17 protein-coding genes are annotated in these 18,270 nt (G+C 38.4%); 4 read left to right on the forward strand and 13 right to left on the reverse strand.

Annotated features, from left to right (window positions below; translation table 11 throughout):
* The first annotated feature begins 14 nt into the window (after positions 1 to 14).
* The gene (locus AC1F25_RS07475) at positions 15 to 872 is read left to right on the forward strand and encodes a helix-turn-helix domain-containing protein (RefSeq protein WP_002310185.1); all 858 of its coding nucleotides are present in this window, start codon (positions 15 to 17) and stop codon (positions 870 to 872) included.
* 81 nt (positions 873 to 953) lie between these two features.
* On the opposite strand, the gene AC1F25_RS07480 is transcribed toward AC1F25_RS07475, so the two are convergent.
* The 3 genes from AC1F25_RS07480 to AC1F25_RS07490 form a co-directional block, all read right to left on the reverse strand.
* The gene (locus tag AC1F25_RS07480) at positions 954 to 1,289 is read right to left on the reverse strand and encodes a hypothetical protein (protein WP_002291007.1); all 336 of its coding nucleotides are present in this window, start codon (positions 1,287 to 1,289) and stop codon (positions 954 to 956) included.
* Between the two features lie 75 nt (positions 1,290 to 1,364).
* The gene (locus AC1F25_RS07485) at positions 1,365 to 2,735 is read right to left on the reverse strand and encodes an RsmF rRNA methyltransferase first C-terminal domain-containing protein (RefSeq protein ID WP_479994006.1); all 1,371 of its coding nucleotides are present in this window, start codon (positions 2,733 to 2,735) and stop codon (positions 1,365 to 1,367) included.
* A gap of 77 nt (positions 2,736 to 2,812) precedes the next feature.
* A complete protein-coding gene (locus tag AC1F25_RS07490) occupies positions 2,813 to 3,349 on the reverse strand; it encodes a TetR/AcrR family transcriptional regulator (protein ID WP_002310182.1) in 537 nt (178 codons plus the stop codon).
* 321 nt (positions 3,350 to 3,670) lie between these two features.
* On the opposite strand from AC1F25_RS07490, the gene AC1F25_RS07495 reads away from it, so the two are divergent.
* Positions 3,671 to 5,161 carry a helix-turn-helix domain-containing protein gene (locus tag AC1F25_RS07495; protein ID WP_479994007.1) on the forward strand — a complete coding sequence of 497 codons (1,491 nt, stop codon included), beginning with the start codon at positions 3,671 to 3,673 and terminating at the stop codon, positions 5,159 to 5,161.
* 157 nt (positions 5,162 to 5,318) lie between these two features.
* Here AC1F25_RS07495 and AC1F25_RS07500 read toward each other — a convergent pair whose 3' ends face one another.
* The 7 genes from AC1F25_RS07500 to AC1F25_RS07530 form a co-directional block, all read right to left on the reverse strand.
* Positions 5,319 to 6,026, reverse strand: a complete 708-nt coding sequence (locus AC1F25_RS07500; RefSeq protein ID WP_002310178.1) for a zinc metallopeptidase — start codon at positions 6,024 to 6,026, stop codon at positions 5,319 to 5,321.
* 78 nt (positions 6,027 to 6,104) lie between these two features.
* Positions 6,105 to 6,443: a zinc ribbon domain-containing protein YjdM gene (locus AC1F25_RS07505; protein WP_002310177.1), complete on the reverse strand. Its 339-nt coding sequence runs from the start codon at positions 6,441 to 6,443 to the stop codon at positions 6,105 to 6,107.
* A gap of 111 nt (positions 6,444 to 6,554) precedes the next feature.
* On the reverse strand, positions 6,555 to 7,517 hold the full coding sequence (locus AC1F25_RS07510; RefSeq protein ID WP_002291016.1) for a DHH family phosphoesterase: 963 nt from the start codon (positions 7,515 to 7,517) through the stop codon (positions 6,555 to 6,557).
* A 14-nt stretch (positions 7,518 to 7,531) separates the two neighbouring features.
* Entirely contained in the window at positions 7,532 to 8,863 is a 1,332-nt protein-coding gene (locus AC1F25_RS07515; RefSeq protein WP_479994008.1) for a DRTGG domain-containing protein, read from the reverse strand.
* A gap of 7 nt (positions 8,864 to 8,870) precedes the next feature.
* Complete coding sequence (locus AC1F25_RS07520; protein WP_002310175.1) at positions 8,871 to 9,551, reverse strand: metal-dependent hydrolase; 681 nt, start codon at positions 9,549 to 9,551, stop codon at positions 8,871 to 8,873.
* 213 nt (positions 9,552 to 9,764) lie between these two features.
* Complete coding sequence (locus tag AC1F25_RS07525) at positions 9,765 to 10,244, reverse strand: YbaK/EbsC family protein (RefSeq protein ID WP_479994009.1); 480 nt, start codon at positions 10,242 to 10,244, stop codon at positions 9,765 to 9,767.
* Between the two features lie 124 nt (positions 10,245 to 10,368).
* A complete protein-coding gene (locus AC1F25_RS07530) occupies positions 10,369 to 12,048 on the reverse strand; it encodes a ribonuclease J (RefSeq protein ID WP_002287130.1) in 1,680 nt (559 codons plus the stop codon).
* A 547-nt stretch (positions 12,049 to 12,595) separates the two neighbouring features.
* Between AC1F25_RS07530 and AC1F25_RS07535 the strand changes: the two genes are divergently transcribed.
* Together AC1F25_RS07535 and AC1F25_RS07540 are read left to right on the forward strand one after the other, a co-directional pair.
* Complete coding sequence (locus tag AC1F25_RS07535) at positions 12,596 to 14,092, forward strand: ABC transporter permease (protein WP_479994010.1); 1,497 nt, start codon at positions 12,596 to 12,598, stop codon at positions 14,090 to 14,092.
* 12 nt (positions 14,093 to 14,104) lie between these two features.
* Entirely contained in the window at positions 14,105 to 14,767 is a 663-nt protein-coding gene (locus AC1F25_RS07540; RefSeq protein WP_002291026.1) for an ABC transporter ATP-binding protein, read from the forward strand.
* A 101-nt stretch (positions 14,768 to 14,868) separates the two neighbouring features.
* Here AC1F25_RS07540 and AC1F25_RS07545 read toward each other — a convergent pair whose 3' ends face one another.
* From AC1F25_RS07545 to yfcC, 3 genes are all read right to left on the reverse strand, one after another.
* Positions 14,869 to 15,072, reverse strand: a complete 204-nt coding sequence (locus AC1F25_RS07545; RefSeq protein WP_002291027.1) for a CsbD family protein — start codon at positions 15,070 to 15,072, stop codon at positions 14,869 to 14,871.
* A gap of 111 nt (positions 15,073 to 15,183) precedes the next feature.
* Positions 15,184 to 16,368, reverse strand: a complete 1,185-nt coding sequence (iadA, locus tag AC1F25_RS07550; RefSeq protein WP_479994011.1) for a beta-aspartyl-peptidase — start codon at positions 16,366 to 16,368, stop codon at positions 15,184 to 15,186.
* A gap of 159 nt (positions 16,369 to 16,527) precedes the next feature.
* On the reverse strand, positions 16,528 to 18,267 hold the full coding sequence (yfcC, locus tag AC1F25_RS07555) for a putative basic amino acid antiporter YfcC (protein ID WP_479994012.1): 1,740 nt from the start codon (positions 18,265 to 18,267) through the stop codon (positions 16,528 to 16,530).
* Positions 18,268 to 18,270 lie beyond the last annotated feature (3 nt).

Raw genomic sequence — 18,270 nt, forward strand, 5'->3', positions numbered from 1 at the left:
AAGAGGTGAACAAGATGAAAATGAATAAATTACTTGCTCTTTACCCACAAGCACAGAAAAAAAACTGTCCAGCGTCAGAAGCTGATATCCTTTCTTTTGCAGTTGATGATGCTTTTATTTGGATTAAAAGCGATTCACTATCCCAACAAGAAACTAGTCTTTTGAAAGCGTTATTCCCTATAGTCAGCGATCAAAAAAAACATCCGTGGTATCACTATCTTTTTAAAGATGCTTCTTGCATCCAAGAAAAAAGCTTTCGTTTGATCCAGCTTCACGTCGAATCGAAAGGAGAATTCTTAAAAAAAGAATGGCAAGATACTATTTTGGAATTATTTCGCTATTCTGCTGATTTCTTCTTTTATACAGACACTGATGCTCTTTTGATCGAACAAAAAAATTGTGATTATCTTGATGCTGCTGAGATCAATGGTATTTTTCTATCTTTAGATGCTGATTTTGATACGACAACATCTGTATTCGTTGGTTCTTTTCATTCACCAGGTAGCGACCTTGTCCCTTTGTTTGCTGAAGAAAGAAGAATTTTTTTAACAGAGCAAAACAATCTCTATACTCACAGCCGTACTTTTTCTATGCAAGATGTTGCTTTACATTACTATACAAAAGATGTCATGAAAGATAGTGCGTTGATCAAAAGTTACATAGAACTGATCAAACAAAATGAAATGGAAGAGATCATTCAAGAATTATGGAATGAATTAGGTAATGTCAGCTCTGCTGCAAAAACGCTGTTTCTTCATCGGAATACACTAAAATATCGAATCGAAAAATTTCAAGAACAATCAGGTTTCAATCTAAAAAAAGCCAATGATTTACTGTTTTGCTACCTTTTATTGATTCATGAGCATGATTAAAGATAAGTTAAAGGGGTTATGACAATAAATTTTGTCACAACCCCTTATTTCAAATGAATAGTGTTCAAAAGCTAGTTTCTCTTACATCATTTTTTCAACAAAATGCATAAGCCGATCTTTTACGTCTTCGGTTGAGTCTTTGATGGAATCACCGTAAACAGAGATTTTCTTTTTTCCTGATTTTATTTTTGCTAACATCCCCATCAAAGAATCCAAGTCACTATCTGACAGATCATCTACGATTTCCATCAATTTTTCATTTCCATCGAATTTGTCGTGGACGAATTTTTTTACTTTTGTCCGAGTAGTCATATGATGGATCTTTTCCATTACTTTTCCCGATACGACGACTGCTGTCGCTACACTGGCAGCGGCTGCTACGCTTAATCCAATTGTTACTTTTGTTGATGTTTTCATAAGTATCAGCTCCTTTTTATCTACTTCAATCATAGCATAGACAAAAAAATAAACGAACTAATCCACTCATCGAAATCAGCGAAATCTTAATCCTTTAGGAAAAAAGTTCTTTACTGTTCCTTTTACTTGTTTACCAAAACCGACAGGTATCTTATCCAATACTAATAAAACCCATCCTTGATCCCCATCACGTTGAAATGTTTCTCCTGCTGTGTAAGATTGCCATTCCTTTTGAGTGATCGACAAACAAGGGATGTTTTCTGTCTTTTTCATAGCAAGTGCTAAGGCATAGCTAGGTTCAAATCGATTCTTTTTGAAATCTCCTAAATGCAAACCTGTACGCATGACTTTCAAACCATCAAGAGAAGGGAGCAACTCAGGAACTTCCCAAAGATGATCGTTGAACACTAAAAGTCTCCCAGTGATTTCATAATGGAAATCCATTGAAAATTCCGTCCAAAGTTTTTCCTGTTCTTTTGTCAATTCTTCTTTCCGTTTCTTACGTACTTTCTTTTCTTTACGTGTTGGGTTTTGTCCATGAAAAGTCAACTTTGCGACAAAATGCCCTTCTCCTTGATTTTCATGAGGCCATATACGTACTGTTTTGTCCAAACCATCTACGCTTCCCCATTCAGGACGTCCTGAACTAACGGTTTGAGACAAAGGGATTTCTTCAATTGTTACTGGATAATTTTCTACAAGCCAGCTAATAATCTCTTCATTTTCTTCTGGTGCAAACGTACAGGTAGAGTAGATCAGCTGCCCTTCATGTTTTAGCATCTTTATTGCTGAAGACAAAATCTCTTGCTGACGTTTTTGACAGTGTAGCGGAGATTCTTCTGTCCACTCTTTTACTGCATTCGGATCTTTTCTGAACATCCCTTCCCCTGAACAAGGCGTATCAACCACGATCCGATCAAAAAAACCGGAAAAATGAGGAACAAGCTCTGCAGGTGCATGATTTGTCACTATTGCGTTCGAAACTCCCCATCGTTCTATATTTTCTGATAGGATCTTCGCGCGTTTCGGAAATATCTCATTTGACACTAACAACCCTTTGCCTCTCATTTGAGCAGCTAATTGGGTCGATTTACCGCCGGGAGCCGCACACAAATCCAACACTTTTTCTCCTGGTTTTGCTGCAGCAGCTGTTCCAACGATCATTGCACTTGGTTCTTGGCTATATTCGTACCCAGCTTGATGGAGGAAAGACTTTCCATTCACGGTGCCAAGAAATCCCTCATTGCTGTAGGGAGCGGGTTGCAATTCTTCACTATGGTAAGTTTGAACCATAGCCAATCCTGCCGGTTTTAGTGGGTTCCACCGAAATCCTTTTTTTGCGCTTCCTTGCTCAAGTGCGCAAAAAAATTCAGTTGATTCTTCTCCTAAAAGAAGACGATATTTTTTGATAAATTGCTGTGGTAACGTTGTAGCTTCCTCCTTCATTCAAATGTTTCGTTAGACATTTTACAATCTTTTTTACGAAAAATAAAGGTGGCTGATCTACTTTTTCATGTTGCTTCCTAAGATAACTGTTCCTTTAAGATACTTTCCAAGTATTCATCCGTCACCTCATTTTTATCCCAAACAGCGTTCATCGTTTCAAAAAAATCTTGAGAAAAATTATCTGAGCTCAAACTTCCCAATGCATTAAGCCAAAGCAATTCAAGCAACTTTTCCTCTTTGATTTTCGTGTGGCCTTTGATGTATGAAAAAAATGGCCGTTTAAATAGCGAATTCATGTCTAATTCAGATTTTGCAATGATTCCACGGATACTTTCATGGATAGAAAAAAAATCTTTCAGCAAGTAGACTGTGCTTAGAACATCATTGGAATTGCATTCAGCTAAGTATCGTTCAAAGCAAACAGTGATTTCTTCTAATATTTTCTCCTTTAACCCGCTGATCGATTTGAAATGTGTATAAATCGGATATGTAGAGCACCCGCAGAAATCCGCCAAATCTCTTGCAGTAATTGATTTCATTCCATATTCTTCCACATATACCATACTTTTGAACAGCAAGTATTCTTTACTATAATTTGTTACTCTCCCCATCATTCTTACCTCCGTCCCTCTTCATCTACCCTCTAATAAATAACGTACAAAATTAAAAAAAAAAAGTGAAATAATCACTGATAATCTTCATAATCACTTTAGATATATCCATTAAAAATCAAGTATATTTACTTATGATACAAGAAAAACTTGACAAAACGCCCTATGAAATAAACAATAGAATAAACAAGGTGATAACAAGATTTAAATAACAATATATACAAACAAAAGGCGATACTCTGTAAGAATAACACACACTGAAATGACTTTCCACTCACAGTTTTTGTCTAACTATATACAAAAACAGAATAAAAGGAGGCTATTATGTTAATTGAAGCAAGAAAAAAAGAGTTGCTTGTTCTGCACAGGGTCATTCAAAAAAAAAATTGTTCTTTACAGGAATTAGCCAATGAATTGCATATTCCAAAACGAACAATCAAAGAGTTGATTCGGAAAGTAAATTTTTCGCTCAAGCAATTTTTATTGATGGAGGAATTTATTTATTCTAACCATAAAGGAGAAATCTACACCAAAGAAACCGATCAGTCTAAAAAGCTAGCTGTATTTTATAAGTTAAGATTACGCTACCTACAAGAATCCAATCGTTTTAATTATTTAATGTTGCTGATTAATTATCCACAATCTGCTGTACCAAAAAAGTATTTACTTGAACAACTTTATATATCGCCCTCCTATCTCGAAAAGCTGACAAAACAACTCAATCATTCATTAAATAAATTCCATTTAAGGATCGTATCTGTACAAAACTGCTGTGTTCTTGAAGGAAACGAATTATCTATCCGCCTTTATCTTTATTTTTTTCTTTCAGATACATTCGAAGGAGACGATTGGCCGTTTTCCTCTCTTGAATTAAATACACTAAAAAAGAAAAGTAAGGATGAGCACAGAGAAAAAAATCCAAAACAAGAAAAAAACATCTATTTATTACTTGCTTTATTCATATGTCGTAACAGACAACAGGCACGTTTTTCGAAAATTTCTCCTGAAATTACTGAATTAATGGATTTGTTGCAGCGTACACATGATTATTCAGAATGCTTTACTTCTTTTTCAGCGATTTATCCCTGTGAAGAGGTAGAAACGGAAAGAGCCTACTTCAATTATTTTTTCTATTGTTTTTTTCCAAATCAAATTTCATTCCAACAAAAACAGGTGATTGGTTTCTTATTTTCCACAAGCAAAAACCTTATTTGCCAACAAGTCGATCAATTGATGACTTACTTAACTCAACAGTTTCCTATCAATCATTTGGAAGACAAAAAACCGATCTATTTTTATTTTCTCGTACTAGCAGTTATTCTTTTGGAACTGTTAGGTGAATCTAGCAGTAGCTTTTCTACACTCTGTTTTCCAGAAACTACCTCCAATCAAACGGCTTCTTTTATACAGGAAAAAAAATTAAGAGAAAAAATCGACACAATTTTTTCAAACTCTAGAAAAAAATTTCAATTAAGTCAATACCTTATTCAATTGATCCAACACTTATTACAAACAGAAATGAAAGAACAATTACTTATCCACTTGCAGATAACCAAACCATTCACAGGGAATTACCATCTGCAAGATCATTTACAGAAACTATTTCACAATGAAGCAATCAAGATTATCGAATGTCCTAAACATGCTGATTTGATTATTACAGATCAACATGAGAAAATATCAGCTGAAACGGAAACTTTCTATCTAGATACAAACCACGATACAGTATTATTCGGTGAGTTGATAAAAGCGATTCAAGAACTGTATATGAAAAAAAGATATGAGAATAAAACAAAGAGCGTGGGACAAAAGTAAAGAACACTTTTGTCTCACGCTCTAAACACGTATAAACGGCGGAAGCAGAAGCAACTCCTTCGGAAATAAGCTGAAATTCACAAAAATTTGAAAAGTAATTTTCGTGAATTCCTTCTTATTTCTTGGAGTTAAACGCTTCTGTCCCAGCCTCTTTATGTTAATCTCTTCGGTTGCCGCCGAACAATAAAATCAAGCGCAACAGCTGAAGGAATGTCGAAAGCGCTGCTGCAACGTAAGTCAATGCCGCTGCAAACAATACGTGTCTTGCCATCGGTACTTCTTCTTCCGTCAGCAGTCCGCCCTCACTCAAAATTTGGATTGCTCGACGAGATGCGTTGAATTCAACTGGTAATGTCACCAATTGAAAGAGTAAAGCTAAAGAAAAAGCAAAAATCCCGATATTGATCAACGTAGAGTTCCAACTAAGCAATACACCTACCATAATCAATGGGAACGAAATCATCGAACCAAAGTTAGCTGCGGGAACAAGTGCCGCACGGATCTTCAATGGGACATACCCCGAAGCATCTTGAACCGCATGTCCGCATTCATGAGCTGCTACACCTATCGCAGCAACTGAAGTAGATTGTGCAGTCGCTTGAGACAGGCTCAGCATCTTATTACCTGAATTGTAGTTATCTGTGAGATCTCCGGCAATTTGTTGAACGCCAACATCATTTATTTGTTGGCTTTGCAATATATATTGTGCTGCTTGTGTACCAGTCACGTTGTTTTTGCTTCTCACTTGATCATATTTGCGGAAAGTACTATTGACATAAGCTGACGCAATTCCGGAAATGACTAATCCAAGAATGACCAAAAGAAATGTCGGATCTAAAAAACCATACATTCCATAACCATACATTGTCGTTTCACTCCTTTTTGTTTCCTTTATTTTATCATTAGTAGCAAGAAAAGAATGTGAAAAGACCTTGAATATTCTTTAATTCTTTTTCACAAATTCCGATTTCAGTTTCATCGGCCCAAATCCTTCTACCTTGCAATCGATATTATGGTCGCCTTCTACTAAGCGGATGTTCTTGACTTTCGTTCCTTGTTTAATGGCACCTGATGCACCTTTTACTTTCAAATCTTTGATCACTGTCACGCTATCACCTTCTGACAGACGGTTTCCATTTGCATCTAATACCACTAATCCGTCTTCTGTGACAGTTTTTTGCTCTTCTTTGCTCCATTCGTTCCCGCATTCTGGGCAAATCAACAAACCTCGATCTTCATATGTGTACTCTGAGCCGCATTCTGGGCAATTTGGTAATGTCATCTTCTTTCTCCTTTAAAATCTTTAGTGAGCACTATTGTAACGGAAAAAGAAGATGTTGAAAAGATACATTTGTGATTTTTACCACAAAAGGAACGTTTTCGAATGAAGTTGTTACTTCGTTTCTCTACTCTTATACGATTGGCAAATGTCTTGAATCTCTTTATAGATTTCCTCTACTTCTGCTAAATCTTTTGCATTCGCACCACTTGCTAATGGGTGGCCTCCCCCATGATGGCGTTTCGCTAACTCATTGATGACTGGTCCCTTAGAACGTAAGCGTACGCGGTAATGTCCTGAAGGTTGCTGAACAAAAATACCCCAAGCTAGTACTTCGTCGATCACTCCAGGAAGAGAAACGATTGAAGCCGTCTCTGAATCATCGATGCCATATTTATCAAGAATTTCTTGCGGAAGGATTATTCTTCCTGCACCATTTTCATCCACCTGGATATTTTGATAAAGATAACCGGAAAGTTTAGCGACTTTCATCGGCATTTGCTCAATCTCTCTATTCAAAGCACTTGCATCAAATGGATAATTTCTCAATATCGATGCAATCTCTAATGTACGGGACGTCGTGGAGGGATACAAAAAGCGCCCTGTATCTCCGACGATTCCCGCATAAAGCAACCGTGCAGCTTCCACGTTCATCTTAAATAATTCAGGAAACATCAAAGCAAATTCTGCAATCATCTCACTACAACTGCTTGCTTTTGTATTTACCCACACAAGATCTCCATAAGGGTCATCATTGGGATGATGATCAATTTTGATCAGCTTTTCTGCTAACTGATATCTTTGATCACTGATTCTAGGTGAATTAGCTGTATCGGTCACGATGACTAGCGCTCCTTGATAAAAGGCATCTTCAACTTCTTGCATTTCTGCTAAAAAGCGAAGACCTTCAATCGTTTCACCTACTTGTCGTATTTCTTTTTCTGGGAAACTTTCCCGTAATAGTTCGGCTAATCCTACTTGTGATCCTAACGCATCAGGATCAGGGCGCAAATGCCTGTGGATAATGATTTTATCGTATTTTTTTATTGTATCTACTATTTCTTGCTGTACTGTCATTTCACTCCTGCTTTCTAAGAACGTTCCATTACTTGACAAACAACGATTGCTTTGGAAACGATGGTATTTTCAATAAATACTTCGATATCCAATTTAGCGGAACGTCTGCCGATTTCCAATACACGTGGACGAATGTCCAACTCGCTTTCCAATTGGATCAGCCGCAAATAATGTAGGTTCACTTGTTCAATCAAGATGTTTCGTTTTTGGTTCATCACCATTGTTTTTTGTGCGACATCAGAAATGATTTCGCTAAGCACGCCAAAAGAAATGGTTCCAACACCATTGACCATTTGTGGTGTCACTACAAATTTGAACTTAGGATTTTCCAAACGATTCCCTTCACGATCGGTATCAATCGTATGGATATTTTCAGATATCTGATCTGAAATCGTATCTGCAATCTGCGGTTGTCGCTGGACAAGCTGCATCGCTTTCATTACATCTTGCCGGGTAATCAAGCCTTCCAATGTCAAGTCATCGGAGACGACCGGCATGACCTCCAGCCCATCCCAGATCATTTGATGACTAACAGAAGCAATACTCATTGTTTTCTTTACACTAATTGGTTCTTTCGTCATCACTCGATCAATGATCTGATTTGGTGATTTCCCTAAAACGTCTTTTGCCGTAACGATCCCCATCAAACGGTGATGGCGATTAACGACTGGAAAACGTGAATGTTGCGTTTCTTCTGACAAACGTTGATAATCAGAAATCGTATCCATCTGATGCAAATAATGTGTCTTTTCCGCCGGCATGTAGATATCGCTAACAAGCATGATATCTTTTTTGATCAATTGGTCACTTAACGCTCGGTTGATCATGGTAGCGACTGTAAATGTATCATAAGAAGTGCGCAAGATTGGCATTTCAAGTTCATCGGCTAGCTTTGCAATCTCAGTAGTCGTATTGAATCCTCCTGTGATCAATACTGCAGCGCCATCTTCCAATGCTAATTTTTGGACTTCCGCCCGATTGCCGACGATCATCAGTGATCCTGGTGTAATATAGCGTTCCATGGCATGTTTAGTCATCGCACCAATGACAAATTTATTCAAGACCTTGTCTAATCCTGCCGAGCCACCTAAAACGTCCCCCTCAATAATCCTGACGACTTCGCCAAATGTCAAACGTTCAATATGTTTTTTTAATTTACGTTCGATACGGATCGTACCTACTCGTTGAATCGTTGAAACTAGTCCGACATTTTCCGCATCTTTGATTGCACGGTACGCTGTTCCTTCACTGACATTCAATTCTTTTGCGATGCTTCTTACAGAAATTCGATTGCCCACAGGTAAACTTTCAATATATTCTAAAATTAAATCATGTTTTGTCGCCATTTTCTGCCTACACTTCCAGCGTTTCCGAGACGCTCATTATTTTTCCTTCGCTATCTTCCAGTAATGCTACAAAAGATTCAGGATCTTGTTCAATGACAGGGAACGTATTGAAATGGATTGGAACGACTTTCTTGGCACGAATTGTTTGTGCAGCCCGAGCCGCATCCTCTGGTCCCATCGTATAGTTATCACCAATCGGCAAGAAAGCAACATCAATATCGAACTCTTCTGCAAGCAATCCTAAATCACTGAAATAAGCTGTATCTCCTGCATGATAAATCGTTTTGCCTTCTGCTTGGATAATGATTCCGCTAGGCTCACCCATATACTGAACGATACCGTCTACTTCATAGCTTGAACTATGCTGTGCATGTACGAATTTTACTGTGCCGAATGGAAATGCATGTTTTCCGCCGATATTCATACCGAAAGAATCTACTCCTCTGCTATTTGCATAATCAGCAATCTCAACAATACTAATAATCGTGGCTTGATTTTCTTTTGCAATAGGAATCATATCTCCTATATGGTCACTATGTCCATGAGTAATCAGCAACCAATCTGTCTTTACTTCTTCTGCAGTTAAATCTGACAACGGGTTTCCTGTAATAAACGGGTCAATCATCACACGTTGGCCATTTTCCATTTCAATCGTTAAACAAGAATGTCCATGATACGTAATTTTCATATTCTACACCTCACGTTTTCTCTGTATCTTTTTTATTAAAACCGATTTCATTACTTGCACATCAATGAAAAAATATAGTTAATAAATATATTTTCATTGGATTGATAGTACAGTATGCACAAAGCAATTGTAACAGATAATACAGGATGCACCAAGTACCAAGCAGATATAATCTCAAGTTTGAGCTCTCTGCTTGGCTCCCCTTCTCGTCACTTAACTAATTAAATCAGCGTAAATAGGATGGACGATTTTTTCTAAATCAGTTACTTTTATTTGGAGGCTTCTCCCGATTTCACCGCTCGACACAATCACTTCTTCTTTTTCTTTTAAAGAACAGTCTGCTAAAAAACAATAATCAGGATGTGCGAGTTTTATTCCAATAGGGGTATTCGCTCCGTGAGGATATCCGGTATGTGTTAAGACAAAATCCATCCCAGGAAAACCGACTTTACGATCGTTCGTCACTTGTCTCGTTTTTTTATAATCTAAATGATCATTCAAAGGAATCAATGCGATGATCACCCCAGTTTTGTTCCCTTTTACTACGAGAGTTTTACATATCAAAGCTGGATCAATCCCTCTTTTTTGTAGTTCTTCTGTGAAAGATCCCTCTACTATATGACTAAAATCAAGTGGTTGATAGCTGATTTTTTGTTCTTCTAAATAACGTTCGACTTTTGTTTGACTCATCATTGATCCACTCCCTTTATTCTATCGTTTATTATAAAGCGAAGGATACTGTATTCAAAAATCATTTGTTTCCCTCAAAAAAAGAGCAAGACGAGCACTCTATAGGGAGAGCCATCTTACTCTTTGTTTATTTCTTATTTCGACGTTGAGTAGCTTCCATAATGACTGGCAAGATCACAGGACGTCGTTTTGTTTGTTCAAATAAGTAACGACCTAATTGATCACGAATGTCTTGCTTTAATTTGCTCCACTCAAAATCATTGCTTTCTAAGTGTTTCTCAACGATTGTTTCAATCATATTGCTACTTTCTTTCATCAGATCACGGCTAGCTTTTACGTAAACGAATCCTCGTGAAGTGATTTGAGGTTTTGAGATGATTTTCTTCTCTCTTCGGCTGATAGTGACAACCGCTACGAAAATCCCATCTTCTGATAAGATTTTCCGATCACGTAAAACAATGTTTCCGATATCGCCTATGCCTAAACCATCAATCATTACATTTTCTGCACTTGTAGTTCCTGCAACACTCATACGCTTATTCTTATATTCCAGCACATCTCCGCGTCCAGTAATATAGATATTTTTGTAAGGCATCCCTACTGCATGAGCCAAATCTGCGTGAGCAGCTAATTCCCGATATTCCCCTTGAACTGGCACAAAATATGTCGGCTTCATCAAATTGATCATCAATTGCAAATCATTAGGATTGGCATGACCAGAAACACGCATATTCTCAGAGATCAATTTCACTGTTCCACCAGCTCGATAAATGATATCTTCCGTTTTCGCCACGATTGTTTCCATCGCGATGCTTGGCGTAGTAGTGATATAAACCAAATCGCCTTCTTCGATCTTGACATTACGGTGTGTGCCGTTTGCCATTTTTTGCAGAGACTTGATGGGTTCACCCATTCGGCCAGTTTCTAAAATGATCAGTTCTTCTGGATCATAGTTTTTCATGTCTTTCAATGTAACAAGTAAATCTTCACTTGGTAATTGAAGTTTTTCTAAACGCATCGCTGTTCGAATAATTCGTTCAAAATCTTGACCAGTCAAGACAACTTTTCGTTGTGCTTTTTCTGCTGCGTCCAATACTTGTTGCACTCGTTGCAAATTACTTGCTACACAGGCGACGATGATGCGTCCTTCCCAATATTTGATTGTATCAAATACTTCATCTGCTATCTGAGCTTCAGAAGCTACTGGTTGAGGATTCTCTGCATTTGCCGATTCACTCAGTAAAGCTAAGACTCCTTCTTTGCCGATTTCTGCCAATCGTGCATAATCTGTTTGATACATCGGGATAGCCGTTTGATCAAATTTAAAATCTCCCGTATAAACGATACTACCTTCTTTTGTTTTCAGATTGATCCCCACTGAATCTGGTATCGTGTGAGTGGTACGGAAAAAGCTCACTACTGTTTCACCAAAGTCGATTTCTGTATGCTCATCTACCACATGGAAATCCTTAAATCCTTTGGCTGCTTCGTTACGACTGACATTCAATTTTGCTAACTCGATCGTCAACTCCGTTCCAAATACTGGTACAGAAATTTTCGACAACAAGTAGGGAAGCGCCCCGATCGCATCTGCGTGCCCATGTGTTAAAAAGACACCAGCTACACGATCAATGTTTTCTTCTAAATACGTAAAATCTGGGATGACGACGTCGATCCCCAACAACTCATTTTCAGGATATTTTAGCCCACAATCTAATATGAAAATATCCTCGCCCACTTCTGCGACATACATGTTTTTTCCATTTTCGCGAACGCCGCCTAATGGGATAATTTTAATGGTACTCACAAATTTCACCTCTTCTTATGACATCCAAGTTTAAAGATGTCGATTTTCTTCTTTATCTAAATTTACGAGCCATTCCAATGAAGCACATGCAAAATCACTAGTTCTCAACTTATGGAGAATCAGCAGGAAAATTACCGGCACATCCGCGTTCTGACAGTTGGTTGGGCATTTTATTTTGGATATACTTCATTAACAAAATGGATCTTTTGCGAAACGCTATAGCCAGAATACTTATATGAGTATTCGGCTGTTCCCCATTATTATACAACAAATGAACTAAATCGCTAGTATCAGCAATTGTTAGAATCACTAAACAAATGAAAATTCCTCTGTAACATCTAGGATTTCTTTTGCTGTTTCTCTTTCATCTCTTCTTCGTCGGTTTGAAACATACTTTTTTCATTTTACCACATTTTTTGCAATAACTATAGTGACTTTTTATATATGCAGAACCTCGTGTTGATGATGTGCAAACAGCATAAGATTTAAGCTAGCTTTAAGATTGGTTGTCTATTATCAAATGCATATACTAGGAGGGATGCAAGATATGAATTTTATGAAAAGTGCATGGAAAAGTACAAAAGTAAAATGGGGACGTTCATTGTTTTTGTTTGCCGTGTTCACAGCCATTCTTATTTTTGTGCTAGCTGGCCTCACGATTCGAAGCGCTGCAGAAGAAGCAGCGAATCAAGCACAAAAAGAAGTTGGAGCAACAGTGACTTTAAGTGCCAATCGAGAAGCTTCATTTAAAAAACAGGAACAAACTTCTTCAAGCAATTCTACCGCTGAAGAACGTCCAGATCCGGGCAGTTTTTCTCTTACCCCAGTATCCTTAACGGACGCGGAAAAAATAGCTAAATTAGATAATGTAAAAAGCTATTCCTTTGAAAGTTCCGCCTCAGCTATGGCAAAAGAGGGAATAACTGCCATCACTAGTTCTGATTCAAGTGAAGACAGTTCAGAAACTACCGATGCAGGCGGTGGTCCTGCCGGAGGAATGGGCGGAAATCCGCAAATGACTCAAGCAGATTTCCAAATCAGCGGTGTGTCAGCAACTGCACAAAATAGTACTTTTTCTGATGGAACAGCAAAAATCACGGATGGTGAAGGAATAGATGACAGCGACAAAGGCACAAACAACGTAGTCATTGATTCTACGCTAGCAGAAGCAAATGACCTGACAGTCGGAGATACTTTCACAATCACGAGTACTGAAGATGAAGATACCACTTATGAAATGACGGTCAAAGGAATTTATGAATCTAGCGAAACAAGTAGCAGTATGGGTATGAAATTCAACTTCATGAATCCGTCGAATACACTTTACACCTCTTATACTTTTGCAAATGAATTAAATGGGACATCTGACGATAACACGATAGATTCTGCTATTTACACTCTATCTGATCCAGATGAAATGGATGAGTTTCTCGAAAAAGCAGAGAAGCTGATCGACACAGATACATTTAGCTTACAAACAAATGATTCCATGTATCAGTCAATGTTGGAACCTTTAAACAATGTGGCAAGTTTTTCTAAAAATGTTGTTTTACTAGTGGCTGTAGCCGGCATTATCATACTTACTCTTATTATTATGATTACCATCCGGGAGCGTCGGCATGAGTTAGGCGTCTTGTTATCTTTAGGAGAATCCAGAAGTAAAATCATTCTCCAATTGTTTACCGAAGTTGCTATTTGTATGATTCTTGCATTAGGAGTTGCTTCGATTAGCGGGAACGTCGTCGCGAATGCCGTGGGGCAGCAGCTACTTGACCAACAGACAGAAACCACGACACAAGACCAACAAGCTCCTGGCGGTGGACAAATGCCAGGTAACGAACAAGGCGGTCAGCGTGGTGGTCAGCAAGGAAACACGAATAATCCATTTGCTGTTTCTGATCAAGTCAGCGAATTGGAAATCAATGTCAAACCTACACAATTAGGACTACTAGCCGGAGTAGCATTTGGAATCAGCCTGCTTTCTGTCTTTTTAGCTTCTATAGGGATATTAAGGTTAAACCCAAGAAAAATCCTATTAAATTAAAGGAGGAATTTGATGTTACGGACAGAACAATTGGGATTTTGGTATCAAGATCCGCAAGATGCGCTTTATAAAGATGTAGAACTGAATTTCGAAGCTGGAAAAATGTACGCTATTTTAGGAGCAAGTGGTTCTGGAAAAACGACTTTTCTTTCGCTTATTTCCGGATTAGATACACCAAAAGAAGGAAAGGTATACTATCAGGATCGTTCACTGAACAAAATCGGGTTAAGAAGTTTTCGTCAAAATGATGTCTCGATTATTTTCCAAGCTTACAACTTGCTTCCTTATTTATCAGCTCTAGACAATGTCATAACAGCAATGGAGATTACTAAAACCAAACAAGAAAATTATCGTCAAGTTGCTTTAGATCGACTAGCTCGTGTAGGAATTGATGAAGTATTAGCAAAAAAACAGGTGACCAAACTTTCAGGAGGTCAGCAACAGCGAGTCGCTATCGTTCGTGCTATCTGTTGCGAACATCAACTGATTGTAGCTGATGAACCTACTGGGAATCTGGATGAGACCGCATCACAAGATATCGTTAAACTTTTCCAAGAAATCGCCCATGAACAAAATCGCTGTATTATCATCGTGACCCATGAGGTCGAAGTAGCAAAAAGCTGCGATGAAGTCTTTGAACTAAAAAATAAAGAATTTCAAAAAATAGAAGTTTAAAAAACAGGATAACGTTCAAACAAAAAATCCGAACCATATCTATATGAAGCAGATACGGTTCGGATTTCTATTTGCTTGATTCATTTAGTAATGAACGTTGTTTATTTGTTTTCATCTTTTCGAGAGAATTTGTCTTTGATTTCATCGCCCAAATCACGAGCTTTTTCTTTGATATCAGAACCTAGTGATTGTGCTTTTCCTTCTGTTTCTTTGCTCTTGTCGTCTGTTGCTTTGCCGTATGCTTCTTTTCCTTTACCGACTACTTTGTCTTTCATGTCTTTAGAACGTCCTTTTAAATCTGCCATTGTGTTTCCTCCTCTTAATTTGTTTATTGATCTACTTTCAGGGTAACATCAACAACAGATACAGACAAACAGAACGCTCGTTTTCTAAAAAAGGATGCGTCAGATAGTGAATCAAAAACTTTTTTCGAAAGTTCCCCATACTTTGACTTCTTTTTCTTGGATCATTATTTCTCCTTTAGCAATAACTGTATCGATATCAAGCGTTTCTTTGTCCAAAATACACAAGTCTGCATCTGCGCCAATTTCAATTTTTCCTTTTTTATCCAATTTCAATATACGTGCTGGGTTACTGGTTATAGCTCGCAAGGCGATTTCCAGAGGAATATTTTCCTTTTGCACAGCTTCTTTGATCCCTACTAGCAATGCCTTAGCACTTCCTACTCCTAGCCCTAGGAAATGATTGTTTTCATCAAAATAAGGCAAGCTTCCTTGTCCATCTGAGGTCATCGTGAAATTATCTAAAGAAACATCTTCCTCAATTAATCGTTTCAGTGCTTTACTGAAGCGCACTTCCCCATCTGTCTTCTCCCAAAAATCAGGATCTTCGCTAGCGGTGAAGTCAATCGTGCCGCCACGTTTAGCAAATGCCACGCAAGCTTCAAATAATTCTGGTGTACGATTCGCATGAGTAGGCAAAAACTGTGTGATCGGAATTTCTGTTTCTTCTACAATTCGTGTCAATAACTCTAGCTTTCTTTTTCCTCCGCCTAAGTGGACATTGATGATCCCAGCTTTTCCCGACAACATGCCTCCTACACGAGCGTCTGCTGCTGCACGGGCGAACTCTTCAAAACTTGGCTGAGAAGAACGGTGATCGGATACTGCGATTTCTCCGATTCCGATGATTTTATCGATTGTTAAAAAGTCTTTGATGATCGAATCTGTTACTGTTTTTACCGGCAATCGGTACGAACCCTCGTACACATAAGTAGAGATTCCTTCTGCTTCAAGTCCTTTCGCTTTGCTGATCAAAGCAGTCATATCACGACCTTCTCCGTCTGTTCCCAAGCAACCGACAACTGTCGTTACACCAGCTGTAGTCAATTGACTTAATGTAACTTCTGGTGTTCGGTTTTGATAACCGCCTTCTCCTCCTCCGCCTAAAATATGGAAATGACAGTCAATGAAACCTGGAGTCAGTACTTTCCCCTCACCTGAAAGTTCTTCTACTTCTACTCCTTCGTAGCCGCCTTCTAGCTGTTCTTCTACAGCCAAAATCTTCCCACCGGCAATCAATACGTCCGTTTTTCCTAAGTAATCTGGTGCAAACACTTCAATTTGTCGGATGATCTTCATACATTTTTCCTCTTTCTTTAAGTATAACTGATGATAGGATCTTAAAAAATAATCCAAACGATAGAATCTTTACTCCTTTGATTTTACCGTAAAATGACGGTTCTTGGAGTCATTTGTCTACTGTTTGGATTACTTTTTTACTTACTTATGTCTCCAGTACTACTGCAGACCGATCGCAATAGCAATCATGATGAAAATAGTTCCCAAAACAAACAGGAATCCTTGCATCTTGATTTGGAACCTTGCCCATTTTGCCCATTCGATTCGAGCAACACCTAACACACCAATCAAGCTAGCTGATACGGGCGTAAAAGCATCCATGAAACCAGAACCAAGCTGATAAGCAAGAACTGCTACTTGTCTAGATACACCGACTAAATCTGCCAATGGAGCCATAATCGGCATGGTCAAAGCTGCTTGTCCTGAATTTGATGTAACAACTAAGTTGAACAAACTTTGGAAGATGTACATCGCCCAAGCGCCAATGACAGCTGGCACACCGGTCAATGCCGTCCCGATTCCATGCAAAATCGTATTCAAAGCTGAAGGAACAGACGCATCGGATCCACCTAAGACGAGAAGGATTCCTTTGGCCATCCCTACTACGATTGCTGTACCAGCTAAATCAGCTGCACCAGATTGGAAAGAAGAAGCGATGTCATTGACTTTCATTCCATCTAGTTTGAAAAGAACAGCAATGATTCCGGCAACTAATCCCATCACAAAGAATTGAGAAGCGATTTCGGGGATGTAATAGCCTTTTTGAGTCACGCCCCAAACGATCCAAACAAGAACAGCTAACATCTCTACTAAAATCAGTTTATGGCCAAGCATGAATTTTTTATTTTCATCAGATGTCTTTTTGATATGAGAACGAAAATAATCATCTGATTTGTAAGTCAACGAACTTTCCGGTTTTTTACGGATTTTTTCTGCATATATCATCATATATCCAGCTGCTAAGGCAGTAACAACTACCCACATAATCAATCGGAATGTCGCACCAGACAACACTGGGATTCCAGCAATCCCTTGAGCCACAGCTACGCTAAACGGACTCATCCAAGAGGTCGCATTTCCGACTTGAGATGCGACATAAGTCACGGTTACTGCTACGATCGAGTCATATCCTAAGGCAATGACGAATGGAACCATCACCATTGAGAATGGAATTACCTCTTCTGCCATCCCAAATGTAGCGCCCCCGAATGAAAAAGCAAAGAATAATAGCGGTAAAGCTAAACGCTCCAGTCCCTTCGTTTTACTGATAAACGCATAGATTCCTGCATCAATCGCTCCGGTACGCATAATAATACCAAAAGCACCTCCGACAACAAGGATCAATGCAGCAATTCCTACAGCAGATCCATATTTATCTCCAGATACTAGACCTTCAAAAACAAAATTTAAGAAGCCAAAGCCACCAAAATCGTCTGTTCCCCATATTTTGGCTGTTTTATGCAATTTTTTAGAAGTATCATAGATATTTTCGCCATACTCATCATAAAGAACATCATCTGTTAAGGAAATTTCATCTAGTTTTTCTTGCGTAAGATTTTTTTCTCCGTCAACAATGACTTTTTCCAATCCTTTTTCAGGAACATCCAATTTTTCACGTTCTGCTGGATGGTCTTGCAGTTCTTCTAATTGATCAAATACATACGATTTATCCAGCTCGTAAGCATAACGGAAGGAATCTTGGCGTAAAACAGTACGAGTACTTGTTTCGCCATTCGCATCTTTATATTCAATGTCTTGCGTGCTGAACTTTCCTGCTGGTACGACAAAAGTCAGTATCCATGCAAAGATGACTACACCAAAAATAATGACATACGTATGCGGTGTCGATAATTTAGTGAAGTCACGTTTCGGTTTTCCTGAAGAATTTGTTTTCTTCAAATT

Source organism: Enterococcus sp. M-BR2 (genome assembly GCF_056612775.1).